Annotated in this window: 15 protein-coding genes; 5 read left to right on the top strand and 10 right to left on the bottom strand. The window is 44.4% G+C overall.

All coding sequences use genetic code 11. The features are described from left to right. Positions 1-119 precede the first annotated feature (119 nt). On the top strand, positions 120-716 hold the full coding sequence (locus tag QF06_RS05245) for an ImmA/IrrE family metallo-endopeptidase (protein WP_003232721.1): 597 nt from the start codon (positions 120-122) through the stop codon (positions 714-716). Between the two features lie 43 nt (positions 717-759). Here the strand turns inward: QF06_RS05245 and QF06_RS05240 are convergent, their stop codons facing one another. Then, the gene (locus tag QF06_RS05240) at positions 760-1,596 is read right to left on the bottom strand and encodes a manganese catalase (protein ID WP_003245071.1); all 837 of its coding nucleotides are present in this window, start codon (positions 1,594-1,596) and stop codon (positions 760-762) included. Between the two features lie 76 nt (positions 1,597-1,672). Next, positions 1,673-2,275 carry a poly-gamma-glutamate hydrolase family protein gene (locus tag QF06_RS05235; protein ID WP_038828723.1) on the bottom strand — a complete coding sequence of 201 codons (603 nt, stop codon included), beginning with the start codon at positions 2,273-2,275 and terminating at the stop codon, positions 1,673-1,675. A 104-nt stretch (positions 2,276-2,379) separates the two neighbouring features. Here QF06_RS05235 and QF06_RS05230 point away from each other — a divergent pair, with 104 nt between their 5' ends. Continuing rightward, on the top strand, positions 2,380-2,757 hold the full coding sequence (locus tag QF06_RS05230) for a PH domain-containing protein (protein WP_041850940.1): 378 nt from the start codon (positions 2,380-2,382) through the stop codon (positions 2,755-2,757). Between the two features lie 39 nt (positions 2,758-2,796). Here the strand turns inward: QF06_RS05230 and QF06_RS05225 are convergent, their stop codons facing one another. Next, positions 2,797-3,750 carry an N-acetylmuramoyl-L-alanine amidase gene (locus QF06_RS05225; RefSeq protein WP_041850941.1) on the bottom strand — a complete coding sequence of 318 codons (954 nt, stop codon included), beginning with the start codon at positions 3,748-3,750 and terminating at the stop codon, positions 2,797-2,799. A 120-nt stretch (positions 3,751-3,870) separates the two neighbouring features. On the opposite strand from QF06_RS05225, the gene QF06_RS05220 reads away from it, so the two are divergent. Then, entirely contained in the window at positions 3,871-4,128 is a 258-nt protein-coding gene (locus QF06_RS05220) for a YciI family protein (protein WP_003232731.1), read from the top strand. Positions 4,129-4,158: 30 nt separating this feature from the next. Here the strand turns inward: QF06_RS05220 and phrA are convergent, their stop codons facing one another. The 3 genes from phrA to yjoB all read right to left on the bottom strand — a co-directional run bounded on the left by phrA (position 4,159) and on the right by yjoB (position 6,835). Then, complete coding sequence (phrA, locus tag QF06_RS05215; RefSeq protein ID WP_003245487.1) at positions 4,159-4,293, bottom strand: phosphatase RapA inhibitor PhrA; 135 nt, start codon at positions 4,291-4,293, stop codon at positions 4,159-4,161. Further along, entirely contained in the window at positions 4,283-5,419 is a 1,137-nt protein-coding gene (gene rapA / locus QF06_RS05210; RefSeq protein ID WP_015252291.1) for a response regulator aspartate phosphatase RapA, read from the bottom strand. The genes phrA and rapA overlap by 11 nt, the downstream gene beginning before the upstream one ends. A 144-nt stretch (positions 5,420-5,563) precedes the next feature. Continuing rightward, positions 5,564-6,835 carry an ATPase YjoB gene (yjoB, locus tag QF06_RS05205; protein WP_041850942.1) on the bottom strand — a complete coding sequence of 424 codons (1,272 nt, stop codon included), beginning with the start codon at positions 6,833-6,835 and terminating at the stop codon, positions 5,564-5,566. A gap of 148 nt (positions 6,836-6,983) precedes the next feature. On the opposite strand from yjoB, the gene QF06_RS05200 reads away from it, so the two are divergent. After that, the gene (locus QF06_RS05200; protein ID WP_041850943.1) at positions 6,984-7,448 is read left to right on the top strand and encodes a DinB family protein; all 465 of its coding nucleotides are present in this window, start codon (positions 6,984-6,986) and stop codon (positions 7,446-7,448) included. 224 nt (positions 7,449-7,672) lie between these two features. Then, positions 7,673-8,437 carry a sulfite exporter TauE/SafE family protein gene (locus QF06_RS05195; protein ID WP_038828729.1) on the top strand — a complete coding sequence of 255 codons (765 nt, stop codon included), beginning with the start codon at positions 7,673-7,675 and terminating at the stop codon, positions 8,435-8,437. Between the two features lie 38 nt (positions 8,438-8,475). Here QF06_RS05195 and QF06_RS05190 read toward each other — a convergent pair whose 3' ends face one another. The 4 genes from QF06_RS05190 to QF06_RS05175 form a co-directional block, all read right to left on the bottom strand. Then, positions 8,476-9,969: a UxaA family hydrolase gene (locus QF06_RS05190; RefSeq protein WP_041850944.1), complete on the bottom strand. Its 1,494-nt coding sequence runs from the start codon at positions 9,967-9,969 to the stop codon at positions 8,476-8,478. Continuing rightward, on the bottom strand, positions 9,966-11,408 hold the full coding sequence (locus QF06_RS05185) for a tagaturonate reductase (protein WP_041850945.1): 1,443 nt from the start codon (positions 11,406-11,408) through the stop codon (positions 9,966-9,968). Before QF06_RS05185 ends, QF06_RS05190 begins: the two co-directional genes overlap by 4 nt. A gap of 75 nt (positions 11,409-11,483) precedes the next feature. Then, the gene (locus tag QF06_RS05180) at positions 11,484-12,485 is read right to left on the bottom strand and encodes a LacI family DNA-binding transcriptional regulator (protein WP_041850946.1); all 1,002 of its coding nucleotides are present in this window, start codon (positions 12,483-12,485) and stop codon (positions 11,484-11,486) included. A gap of 87 nt (positions 12,486-12,572) precedes the next feature. Next, the gene (locus QF06_RS05175; protein WP_021479487.1) at positions 12,573-13,841 is read right to left on the bottom strand and encodes an MFS transporter; all 1,269 of its coding nucleotides are present in this window, start codon (positions 13,839-13,841) and stop codon (positions 12,573-12,575) included. Between the last annotated feature and the right edge of the window lie 22 nt (positions 13,842-13,863).

Below are 13,863 nucleotides of genomic sequence, written 5' to 3'. Positions count from 1 at the left end.
AAAGAAAAAAGTGTTTATTTTTTAAAGAAAAGGGAAAGATTTCTACACTACTTTCCAGTCCTATACGGGCTTTTCTTTCTCGCTAAAAACAGAACAAATGTTCGAAAGGGAGTATTCAATTGGGCGATTACTTATCACATCTGGAAGAATACGTTAAAAATTTATACGGCCGGCTGGGCATCACATCCCCTCATCACATTGACATGCTGAAAATCGCAAAGGATCTGGATATTTGGGTGCATTTTGAGGATATGGGGAGCATGATGGTGAAATACGACGGCATGTACAGTATCGTATTGAACCAAAAAAAGTCACGGGAAGAGCAATGGGAGGATTTTGGCCATGAGCTGTGCCACGTGTTAAAGCATGCAGGCAATCATTTTCAGATGAACAAGCTCTTCAGAGAGCTTCAAGAATTCCAGGCAAATCAATTTATGTACCACTTCTGTGTGCCAACCTTTATGCTGTTGCAGATGGAACTGCCGCAATGGAGAAGCCAGGCACTCGCCACAATTGCGGCGGTATTCCGGGTAACAAAGGAATTTGCTGATAAAAGGCTTGACATGTTTGAACGGCGTAAAGCAGGTATTCAATTTCAGAAGCGGCTCGCTTATTTATTATCTCACAAGCGGCCAAATGCGTACGAGGAAGGCGATCAGCAGCACTTGCAGGTGGCTGAGGAAAAAGCGTTATATCATATTGGCAAAAACATCTGATCAAATACGGGCTAAGGATATATTCCTCAGCCCAGAAGAGAACCTAACATTTCGACATTGGGGGAACTGTATTATGCAGCCACATGGGCGCCGGTTTAAGATGAGGCGCAGATGCGAACGCAATCGGAGCCGGGATATACCTGAATTCACCCCGGCCGTCAAAGGCTTCCCCATGTGCCCATCTTCCTTGCGAGCTTTCATCCCCCCTGGAAAAGTTAAACAAATCATAGGAGACTTCTTGCTTTTCGAGCTCACGCGGGAACGTCGTCGGGACGACAATATCCCGTTCTCTTTCCTCCAGCTCTTTAATGGCCGCGTACCACATATTTTGATGATAGGTATCCCTTGCAATCAAAAATGACAGCATATCTCTTACCCCTGGATCATCGGTCATGGCATAAAGCCGTGTCACCTGAAGGCGTCCTTGGGCCTCCGCATTTAAGTTAGCGCGAAAATCGGCCAGCAGGTTTCCGCTTGAGATAATGTATTTTGCATTCCACGGATAGCCCTCACTATCTGATGCCATCGCCCCCAATCCGGACACAATCGCGTGCTGAGGATTCATCCCTGACATGACTGCTGCGATAGCGGGATTGCTTTTATAAGCATCCTCCTGTACATCCGCGGGTGCATTGTCCAGAAGCCTGGAAATCATCGTTGCCAGCATTTCTACGTGCCCGATCTCTTCGGTCCCCACATCATATAACAAATCTTTATACTTAGCATCCGCCCTGCAGTTAAACCCTTGAAACAAATACTGCATCATGACGCTAATTTCACCGAATTGGCCGCCGAGCACCTCTTGAAGTTTTTTCGCATAAACCGGATCGGGATGAGCTGGCTTTGCTTGATATTGAAGCTCTTTTATATGATAAAACATGAATCATTCCTCCCTACACTTTCGCACAATCCCAGCGTATGAAGGAATAGGCTGACAGTGCAGGTCCCGTTTCGTTTTATGTATAAAAGCCAAGCTTGACAGCTTCCACATATCGATCAAACAAATCGTTTTGTATGTAGCTTTTATCACGGCACCCAAAATTGCAGAACAGCGCGTTTCGCTGTGCCGTGCTCACCTCCAATTGCAGCCCCATTTCTCTTTTCGTCCGATTGACAATATTGTTTGGGTGTACACCTGCGAGGCGGTCTTTCTCATTAGTGAGCTCGGCGCTAAAACCCGCTTCATTCAGACGCTCACAAATGAGCTTGGCTTTTTTACGATCCGCCCCGCCGACCAATGTATGCGGGATTTTCGGATCATAATACCCGTGAAACGCTAATGCGTAATGGTGGTCATTCACTTTTTCTAAAGCCAGCGGCTCATCAAAACGAATGCTGGTGAGATGCAAGGAACGGTTGTTTCGCGGCTTTAGACCCTCAAACAAATAGATGGAACATCGATCCGAAAATGCCCGCACCAATTCACTGACCCCAGGCTCAATTCTGCCGCCGTGGGGACCGAGGACGATAAATTCACTTCCGTTTTTTTCCTCATAAATAATCCGGTATTCCGACTCAGAAGCAGAAAGGGCTGCAAAGCTGTCATACCTATCTGTCATTTTGAACGCCCCCTTTACCAGTCAGCACAAGTTTACTCTACTCATCCATGAATGAAAACCTTTTTTATAGTATGATTTGATAGAATACGCAGAGGAGGTATATGATGGGGTTTATTGATGGATTACTCGGCAATGCGTCAACACTGTCAACGGCTGCTGTAAAAGAAGAGCTTGCTCATATTTTACTTGAGGGTGAGAAGGTTGAAGCCGCGTTTAAGCTGGTTCGCGATTTGATTGTCTTCACTGACAAGCGGCTTATTCTTGTGAACAAGCAGGGAATCACAGGCAAGAAAACGGAGTTTCAATCGATTCCGTACAAAAGCATTTCCAGATTCAGCGTGGAAACGGCCGGCCGCTTTGACCTCGATTCAGAGCTGAAAATTTGGATTTCCGGCGCAGAACTTCCTGCCGTCTCAAAGCAGTTTAAAAAAGATGAGAGCATTTATGATATTCAAAAGGTGCTTGCCGCAGTCTGTATGTAAGATAAAAAGCCGGAAGCTTCACAGCTTCCGGCTTTTCATTTACAGCTTTTCCTCCATCTTCGCTTTCGTTTTCGGACCGTAAATCCCATCAGCCGTTAAACCGCTGACAGACTGAAAACGTTTCACTGCATTTGCTGTTTTCGGGCCATAAACGCCGTCAACGCCGTGATTTTTCGCTCCTTTATCAGGATAAAAATAAAGAGCGGCTAAAGCGGTCTGCACCTGCTTTACTTTTGTCCCTTTCGTCAGCGGGCTTGTCACTTTGATCACGCCGGATGGGAGCGGATATGAGGATGCGGCATGGCTTTTAGAAGCAGATGCCGTCTGAGGCAGTTTGATCACTTGTCCGACTTTAATGTAATTCGGGTCAGTAATATGATTGATGCTTTGCAGCGTTTTCACACTGACTCCGTGTGATGCGGCAATCCCTGACAATGTGTCGCCTTTTTTCACATGATATACAGACGCTGAAGAAGAGACTGCAGCTTTTTTAGCTGATAAGCCCCCGTTTAATTCCTTTTCAATTGCCGCCTTCACTTGATCCCAGCGCCCCTCTGATAAAATGCGGTGCGGGCAATACTTTCCGTTCCAGTCCTGGTGCTTTCTCACACGATCGATGCCCCAGCCGCGCTCCTTCAAAAGCTGTGCAACAAATGAAATCGCCAAGGCTTCAGCTGCCTCATACTTCGGGCCTCCCGATTTGCTGTAGCAAATCTCAACACCGATTGATTTGCGGTTTCCCGGACCGTTTGTGCCGTCACCAGTGTGCCAAGCGTTTCGGTTAAGCGGCAGACCTTGAATCACCTCTTGATCATCGACCGCAAAATGAAAGCTTGTCGAGCTTGTGTTCCCGATCATATAGCTGATTTCATTGGCCGCTGATGCATCGTTTGCCGTGTTGTGAATGGTAATGTATTCAGCGGACATTGCATTAGGACACTTCAACGCGTATTTCGCCTCAGAAACCAAATTTTTCTTTACTGGAATGCTCACCTATCATCTCTCCTTTTCTTTTTTCATAAATAGGTGGCATTCGTAGGACGAAAAGCTCATATCATCTATCACCGTAATATGGATAAATGTGTTAAAATGAAGTTCACGGAGGGTCTGAATATGTATACATATTTAATGCTGACAATGAGAACGGAGAAATTTAATCAGGAGCATGTGGCTGGGCACTATGAATTTCTGGATCGTTTACAAGCAGAAAAACGTTTAAAAATGTTTGGGCCATTTAGCGACGCCACAGGCGGAGCGTATGTCATCGAAGCAGATTCACTGGAAGAGGCAGCGGAAATCGGCCATGCGGATCCGCTGGTGGCAAGTGGATCTTCTGAGCTGACGATAAAAGAATGGAAGCTGAAGAAATAAAAAAGACCCCTAAGGGTCTTTTTTTATGCATCATGTTTGATTGCGTGCCGCAATATGAAATGTTTTCCCTTCTGTGTTTGCTGTTTCACCTGCATGAACCATCACCTGAGTAAAGCTGAACCCGACCGCAACGAGCAACAAACCTGACATCCATTTAGATTTCATATAAACAATCTCCTCTCTGGATTTGTTTTTGTGCGTGCACCATTTTCTCATAAAATGAAAGTGCTTTTTCGGGCTGTCCGTTTTCTATATAGAATTGGGCAGCATCATGCGCCAGCTCTTCAATATAAGGATACAGCATATGTTCTTCAAGAAATTGAAAGGTGTGTGAGACCGATTCTGTGTCAATGTTTTTTCCGTATAACGCATGTAAAAATTGAAAAAGCTCCACAAATAATTCATCACTGTATTGACGGGCGATTTCCAATCCTTCACGATACTTTTTTTGCGCTTCGGCGTCATTTTTTTGTTTATACAGAACTTGTGTTAAAGAGTAGATAGAATGCGGAAGATTATCGAACTTTTCCGACTTGCAAATAGAAACAGATTTCTCAAAGTATTCGGCTGCCTTTTGCAGTTCACCCATTTTCTCATAGCAGTTTCCGAGATTATACAGGGCGGAACTGATCAGGCGGGGATTGCCTTCTTTCTTTGCAAGATCTAAAGCCAGTTCTAAGTGGGGCAATGCTCTTTCTGGATACTGCATATCATCATAATTACCTGCAATAACGAATTCACATTGGATTCTGCGGACGGTGTACGTTTCATACATTTGGTATGTTTCTAATGCCTGAACGGCGTAGCTCATCGAAACATAGGTTTGTTTTAAATTGTAAAAAATCTCAGCCATTTTAAAAGCAAACTCGGCTTTCTCAATATCATCCGAGACGAGGGCAAGATTCTTTTCTGCCCGTTTATAATACATCATGGCACTGACAAACATCTTCTGCTTAAATTCATACATTCCTCGAAAAAAATTAAAGTAATATTCGAGAAGCCCTGTCAGCTTGTACTGATTCCCTTCGATGTCTTCTAATAATTCTGAAAACTCTAGCTGCGACGTGTCCTCTCCAAAAGGCTTAATGTAATCCAGCATGACACGATGCCTGAACTCCATTAAAGAATAATACAGCAGCAAATCTTGGTCTTCTTCCATATCCTCAATTTCTCTTTCTACTTCGAGCTTGACCCGTTCGGCTTCAGCGACGTGGAACTGCCGGATATGAGTATACCATTCATTAATTTTAAGCCCGACATAAGAGGACGGAATCGTCTGCTTCATCCTCAATTAATCCCCCCTTTTGAATTACCCGAGATATGTCATATTTTATCATATTTACAAGAAAAAGAAGAACGCAAAATAACCGCAATTGTCGAATTTCGGCTAACCGCAACAAAAAAGCACGGGTTTTTCAAACACCCGTGCTTTCTTTTAGTGAAAACCGACTTTGTTTCTTTCCATCCAGCTTCCCCGCTGGCTTTTTCTTTGCTCTCCTGTCATGTCTTTCACCATGGTTTCAATATGGTGATTCCCTTCTTGGTGCCATTGAAGGGCTGAAGATACATATAATTCTCCCAGCTGTGCAAAGGAAAAGCCTTCTGTAAGTTTTGCGGCGTTTTTTATTTCTCCTTCACTCAAAAAGATGCCAAAGCCTCTCATTTTCATATATTCCAGCCGCAGCTCTTCATCCGGAAGCCCGATTTCATAGGCACGGTCAAATCGCCCTGCACGATTCATCAAACCTGGATCGATCTCTTCGGGATAGTTTGTCGTACCGATGAGAAATAGCCCCTCTTTTGATGTCGCGCCGTCCAGCGTATTGAGAAAAAAGGACCGCACATCTTCCGGCATCGAATCTATATCCTCGATGACCAGAACTGCAGGAGCGAGGCGTCTCGCTGCCTGAAAGACTTCTTCTATTGTCTCGCTCGACGTAAATTCAGTAATTTGCCAATAAGCAACAGGTGCATTGATACTGCCTGCGATCGACTTCACTAACGTCGTCTTTCCGTTTCCAGGAGGTCCATATAACAGAATGCCGCGCTTGTAAGGGATGTCATATGTTTGATAAAACGATTTATCACTATGAAAAAACTGATCAATTGATCTGTATATCTCCTTTTTCAATAGCGGATTCATGATGACTTGACTCCGCTGAACCTCTCTGACAATGGCTTCCTGCTCTCTTGAAGTCCCTCCATCTCCATCCGTAAACACGGTCACTTTCCGCTTGCTTTTTTCCCAAAGACGCGGTCTGACTCCCTCCAGAAATGCACGCATCTTTTCATCGTTAACCGCAAACAGACAATCAAAACTCATAATGCTCCCATCTTGAAAATATGGAATTCTGGCAAAAGCAACTCCCTTTTCAGGATACGCGTATACACTGTTTCTTATAGACTTATGGACGGTATAATCCGGTTCTTTCTCATCTTCATCGTAAGCAAAGGTTTTCTTTTCAAGCTTTTCAAATATATATGCCACATGCTCAGGCTCCAATGAACCGCTGCGGACATCTTCTACAAGAAGCTCCCAGTATTCCGTATTTGGATCATCACTGGCATAGAGCTCATAGAATACACCGTATTGATCATAAAGCGTTTCTTCAATCCGTGTGATAAGGTAACCGAAAGTGCCGTAGCCCGCCGCAGCTCTTTCATTCTCTTTTTCTTCGTACTGATAAATGAAAGGTATGTTAGTCATGTTTATACTCCATTTCATGTTTTGTGAACGTTATATATACGATTGACATAGCATTTTGTTTCATCCCACAGCATATTACTTGTGAATTCATAACCGTTGATATAGGATTTCATTGCACCATTTATTTTTACATATGGAGGAGATCATAATGAGCCAATCCAATCAAATTGTCAGCCATTTTTTATCCCATCGAAACGTGACCAATGAGCTTGCCGAAAAAATCAGCAAAGACCATTACAGCTACAAACCGGCAGAAACATCAATGTCAGCAGAAGAGCTGGTCAAACACATTCTTACGTCTTTCCACTTGTTCGCAAATGTCATTAAGGAAGGCAATGCCTCACCATTTCAAAACAAGCAGGAAGAAACAGAAACAGATCTCAATGTTCTGGCAAAAACATATACAGAAAAAACGGTCGCTATCCTTGAACAGCTGACTGAAGAGCAGCTGGACAGAGAAATTGATCTGACATCCGCTTTCGGCAGAAAAGTCACAGGCCGCGCGTTACTTCAGCTTGCAATGGAGCATGAAATTCACCATAAAGGCAACCTGTTCGTGTATGTGCGGGAAATGGGTCACACTGATCTTCCTTTCTATCAGCAGCGCATGTAGCGTAAACAAAAAAAAAGATACCTGTTAAGAGGTATCTTTTTTTTGCGCCTTTAGTACTTCTCGATTTCGTCCAGACACTCATTATAGGGCAAATGAATAGAGATATTGAGCATACCAAAATTTCAAGCAGCTAACGTACAAAAATTCAAAAAATTTAATTGATTAACGCGTCCTAATCATATATAATCTGATAAAAATAGTCGGGTTTTCAGGAGGCCTTTATCATGAGTGTAAGCATCATATTGATGGGTTTGTTTGTCGGAGCCTTAGTCGGATTGACGGGAGTGGGTGGAGCGGCCTTATTAACTCCCCTTTTAATTGTGCTTGGAATTAATCCTTCCATCGCGGTCGGTACAGATCTTGTATATAACTCGATCACAAAGCTCTTTGGCGTTGCCTCCCATTGGCGGCAGAAAACGATTAACTTTAAATTGGTAAAATACTTAGCCATCGGCAGTATTCCGAGTGCTTCGCTAGCCATTGGCATCTTGCATTTGTTCCCCGCCTTTCACCAGCATCAGGAAGAAATTATTAAGCACGCTCTAGGATATGTGTTAACGCTGGTTGCCATTTCAATCATCATTCGTTTGTTTTTGGATAGAAAACTTCGTCCCAACCGCTGGCAGCTGATGCCGCTTGAAAATAAGCGGGCGCTGACGATTCTTATTGGTGTTGTGTTTGGGTTTATCGTCGGCTTAACATCAATCGGTTCTGGCTCATTATTTGCAATCGCCATGATTTACTTATTTAACATGAAAGCGTCACAGATTGTCGGAACAGATATCGCGCATGCATTTCTTCTTGTTACGGCAGCAGGCATTTTGAACGCTAGCTTCGGAAGCGTGGATTACATGCTGGCAGCTAATCTGCTCATTGGTTCAATTCCCGGCGTGCTGATCGGAAGCCATCTTTCGCCTCGATTCTCCCCGCGTCCGCTGCAATTTATTATGGCGTCCATTATTTTAGTCAGCGGTTTAAAATTGATTTAATGAAGAAGGCTATCCGCTTGAAGGATAGCCTTTTCTTATTATAGCGTCACACCCGATTTAAAAATGGCGAGTTCTCTAAAATCATTTTTTTCATGGTTCACAAGCTGGCCGCTTGCCACCTCAATCATATAGTGGATAAACTCACGCAGCACATATTTCTCATGAACATCATCCTCTGCTAAAAGGCCTGCGTTAAAATCAATCCAATGCGGCTTCGCCTCATACAGCTCGGTGTTTGTCGCTACTTTCACCGTCGGGACAAAGGTGCCAAACGGCGTGCCTCTTCCCGTTGTAAAGAGGACAATTTGGCAGCCGGCCGCCGCCAATGCGGAGGAGGCGATCAAATCATTGCCCGGTGCGCTCAAAAGCGTCAGTCCTTTTGTCTTGAGCACTTCCCCGTATTTCAAGACATCCGTGACAGGAGAAATCCCCGCTTTTTGCGTACAGCCTAGCGATTTATCCTCAAGTGTAGAAATGCCGCCCGCTTTGTTGCCCGGTGAAGGATTTTCGTACACCGGCTGATCATGTTTGATAAAATATTGTTTAAAATCATTGATTAATTGGACTATCTTATGAAACACTTCTTCATTGGCAGCCCGCTGCATCAGGATGGTTTCTGCGCCGAACATTTCCGGTACTTCCGTCAGCACAGTACTCCCTCCCTGTGCAATGAGATAATCTGAAAAACGTCCAAGCAGCGGGTTTGCGGTTATGCCGGAAAATCCGTCCGAACCTCCGCATTTCAGCCCGATCTTCAGTTCAGACAGCGGAATGTCTTCTCTCTTATCTCCTTTGGCCGCTTCATGAATTTCCTTCAGCAAAGCAACGCCTGCCTCCATTTCGTCGGTCACCGACTGGGATTCCAGAAACTTCACCCGCTTCAAGTTCACATCTTGCAGTGCTTCCTTCATTCTTGCCAGCTCATTGTTTTCACAGCCAAGCCCTAACACCAAGACGCCGCCGGCATTTGGATGGCGAATAGCATTCAGCAGGATTTGCTTCGTATTTTCATGATCGTCGCCAAGCTGCGAGCATCCGTATTGATGCTTTAACACCAGTACGTTATCAAATGGAGTGATATCCCCTGTTTCTCTGACAAAACGCTGCAGCATTTTTTCTGCTATTCCATTGACACAGCCGACAGTTGGGACAATCCACAATTCATTCCGTACACCCGCATCTCCGTTTTCTCTTCTAAAACCTTTAAACGTCCGGTTCTCATTAGTATACGGATTTTCATCAAATCTTGGTGTATAGCTGTATGATTGGATATCAGACAGGTTTGTTTTCGTATTATGGACATGAATATGCTCTCCGATCGAGATATCTTGTGATGCATGACCGATTGGAAACCCGTACTTGATGATGCTGTCGTTTTCTTTAATAGGCTGCAATGCAATCTTATGGCCTCTTTTTATATCATCCTTTACTTCAATCGACACGCCGTCCGCATGCAGCCTCTCTCCCTTTTGGATATCCCGCAGAGCAAGAAGGACATTATCTTGCTTATGAATCTTTATAAACGACTTCAACGTACCTCTCCCCCTTGTATGCAGTATTGTTCAAGAGCCCGCTGCATGCCCAGCTCATGAATAAGATTCAAGTAAACAGCGACTCTATCAGTCAGCTTCGGTATCTCATTGAGATCTGCCCCCCACAGCCGCTGTTCGCCTAACACTCTTGATGCAATCCGAAGCATGTCGCCATCCTCCTGACACCAAACCTCTTTGAAAAATTGAAGAACTGCCGGATCATCCTGCAATGTCTCATTATTATGATAAAAATACAGAAGAGCGCTGAAAGAAAACACCAAGCGTTCTGGAAGCTGTCCCTTTTGTTCAGCATATTCCTTAAGAGTCGGCAGGTTTCTCGTTTTGAATTTGGAAATGGCGTTCAATGCAATGCTTTCCAGGTAATGCTTAATATACGGGTTTTTAAAACGGTTCAGCACATCGTCAGCATACTGAGAAAGACCTTCCATTTTTAAAACAGGAAGAATTTCGTCGTCAATCAGCTCTCTTATAAATCGCCCAACTTCCGGATGCTCGACAGCATCCCTAACAGTTTTTAAGCCGTATAATAAAGCCACTGGCGTCATTGCTGTATGAGCGCCATTTAAAATTCTTACTTTTTTAGTCCGGTATGGGGTGAGGTCGCTGACGATCTTTGTATGGAGCCCTGCAGCCGCAAAGGGAAGTTCTTTTCCAATCCAATCAGGCCCCTCGATAACCCATAAATAATATTGCTCTCCCACAACTATCAAATCATCCTGATAGCCAAGATCCGCCGTGATCTCATCAATGCTGTCGACGGGAAAACCCGGAACAATCCGGTCTACTAAACTATTACAAAATGTATTGGCCTCATGAATCCACTGTGTAAATCCTTCCTCCAGCTTCCACAGACCTGCATAATGAAGAACCGTTTCCTTCAGCTTTTCGCCGTTGTTCTCAATCAGTTCACATGGGATTAGGACACACCCTTTTGTCTGATCTCCTTTAAAAGCCTGATAGCGGAAGTAGAGAAATGCAGTTAATTTCCCAGGGAATGTTTTTTGCGGCCTATCCTCTAAACGATCTTTTTCATCACATACAATCCCAGCCTCAGTGGTGTTGGAGATAATAAACCGAAGCCTTTCGCTTGATGCCAATTCTTTGTATGCTTCATAATCAGAAAACAGGTCAATTCCCCGGCTGATTGAGTTGATAATCATATGCTCGTTTACCGCTTCTCCGTCTTTCATTCCTTGTAAAAAAAGCGTATATAATCCATCTTGCTGATTTAATCGTTTGATTTTTTCTGAGCCTCTTGGCTGGACAACTGCCACGCTCCCATTAAAATTAGCGTGTTGATTCAATTGATCAATCTGCCAATCAACAAATCCCCGAAGAAAGTTTCCTTCTCCGAATTGGAGAATTTTTTCTGGATACCGAGTATAGTGATCGTAAACATTTTTATTCAGTTTCTGCATCCTTATTGCCTCCCTCTTTTTATGCACACGTTAACATTTTTCTTTATAAAAGAATGCCCGCTGAAAAACGGGGCATCACGTCGTCAATCGTCTGACTGAATCACGCACCATGAATTCTGTGTTTTCCAAGATTTTTTCTGCTTTTGTTTCGGGCTCGCTGATCAGAGACAAGAGTTTTTGCGCACCGAGCACGCTGATTTTCTCCACTGGGCGCTTTACTGTTGTAAGTCTTGGCATGATGTACTGTGAAAACCCAATATCATCAAACCCGATCACCGAAATATCATCAGGAACGCGCAGGCCCTTTGCGAATATCGCATTCATCGCTCCGATTGCCATGTCATCATTCGAACAAAAAACAGCGGTTGGAGGATTCGGCAGTGCCAGCAGCCTCTCCATCGCTTGAAAGCCGCTTTCCATATCGTACTGTCCTTTGACACTGTATTCATGCTTGATCGGAATATGATGTTGAATCAGTGCAGATAAGTAGCCTTCCTTTCGCTGCTGGGAGGATTTAAAGCCTTCGATCCCCTCGATGATGGCGATGTCTTGATGGCCGGACTGAATGAAGTATTCTACAGCTTCTTGAGAGCCTTCCTTGTCATTGGACAAAATATTCGTGATGGTGCGATCATCAATATCACGATTCAGCACGACAAGCGGAATGTTTTTTTCGCGAATATGGTAAATGAAAGAATTATCAATGTCACTTTGGCTCATTAAAATGATGCCGTCATACCTCATCGGTGTAACGGAGTCATAGTTTTTCAGATCATCAATGCCGCGCACATACAGATTGTAATCCTCACTTATGGCTTGATTGACGCCTTTGATTGTGTCTGCAAAGAAGCTGTGTGAGGTTCCGTTTGTAATGCTTGTAAAGAATAGCCCGATCGTATGCGACTTTTGCATCGCCAGGCTTTTCGCATTTACATTTGGTGTATAGTTGAGCTGCTCTGCTAGCTCTAATATCTTTTTCTTCGTATGTTCTTTGATGTAAGGACTGTTGTTGAGTGCTCTGGAAACGGTTGTGTGGGATACGTTTGCGAGTTTTGCGATATCTTTTATGGTTACCATCTAATTCCCTTCCTTATCATACCGGCTGCGATTATTTACTGTATATTGTATCATCAAACATACCGCCTCTCCCACTATATTTCCAGATTAATAAGACACAGGATTCTCAGCTTCTGTTCCTGCTGGCTTGCCAATGATTGGACGGACAAAACGAATCACAGCAAGTGAAGCGAAGACAGCCAGCCCTCCGGCAAGCAAAAATGCTCCAGAAAACGTGCCTGTTTGGTCAACAATAAATCCGGTTAGAGCCGGGCCGATAATTCCTGCCGTGTTGGCGAGGAAATGCATGAAGCCGCCAACAGAACCGACATTGTTTTGATCAACCACATCTTGAATGACAGCCCAATAGATAGCACCGGTCAAATAAAGAAAGAACACTGACAGAGCGACAAGAGTGACAGCCCCTGCAGTCGTTGCCACAAGCCCGGCAAAACCAATCAGGACAGCTGATGAAAACAAACACGTGACAAGCACAACCTTGCGCGAGAACAGCACACCTTTTCGGGCCGTTTTTTTGTACACATAGTCAGAAACAAATCCTCCCGCAGCCAGCCCGATAAATCCTAAAATCCACGGTATGACCGTGATGACACTCATCGATTCAACACTTAATCCCCGTTCGTCGACAAGATAGCTCGGAAACCATGTTAAAAAGAAGAAGAGGATGTAGTTGTAAGCGAAAAAAGCGAACGCCGTGAACAGGACCGTTTTTTGCTTCAGGTAAAAGGTGAGCGGAATTTTTTCTCCGGGAGACGTTTCTGCTTTTATTGCCGGTGCTTCCTTCATCGTCTCTTGCGGCTTTTCTTTGACAAACTTGAACCAGAGCACTGCCCATATCAATCCAATAATCATAATGAGAACGAAGGATACCTTCCAGCTGAACGCCACTGCGATCATGCCGACTATCGGGCCGGAAATGGCTCCCCCGAGCGGCGTGCCGCTGTTGGTTACACCGATAACAGACGCCCGCTGGGTCGGCGGGAACCAGTTGTTCACCATCTTGTTGATGGTCGCCGAAAGCGGGCCTTCTCCCATTCCGAAGAGAATGCGTATAATCAGCAGACTGACAAAGCCAAAAGCAAGGGCGACTGCTCCGCTAAACAGCGACCAAACAACCATCGCGACAAACAAGGTCAGCTTTGCCCCATAGCGGTCGGATGCCACGCCCCCAAGAAAGTTAAAAATCGCATAACCAATCGAAAAACTGCTGAAAATCAAGCCCATTTGCGTGGCAGACAATGTGAGATCATCCTGAATAAAAGGAGCTGCAATGGAAAGCGCCGAGCGATCTAGGTAATTAATCACCCCTGCCAGGAACAAAAAAAGGATAACGGGAAGCTTATCTTTTGAAAACATCTCAACCTCACCCCTATGTTGG

It is taken from the genome of Bacillus sp. YP1 (genome assembly GCF_000877815.1).
GTDB classification, from domain to species: Bacteria; Bacillota; Bacilli; order Bacillales; family Bacillaceae; genus Bacillus; species Bacillus subtilis.
The sequence above is the reverse complement of the archived record's forward strand: the minus strand, read 5'-3'. Positions and strand labels throughout refer to the sequence as shown.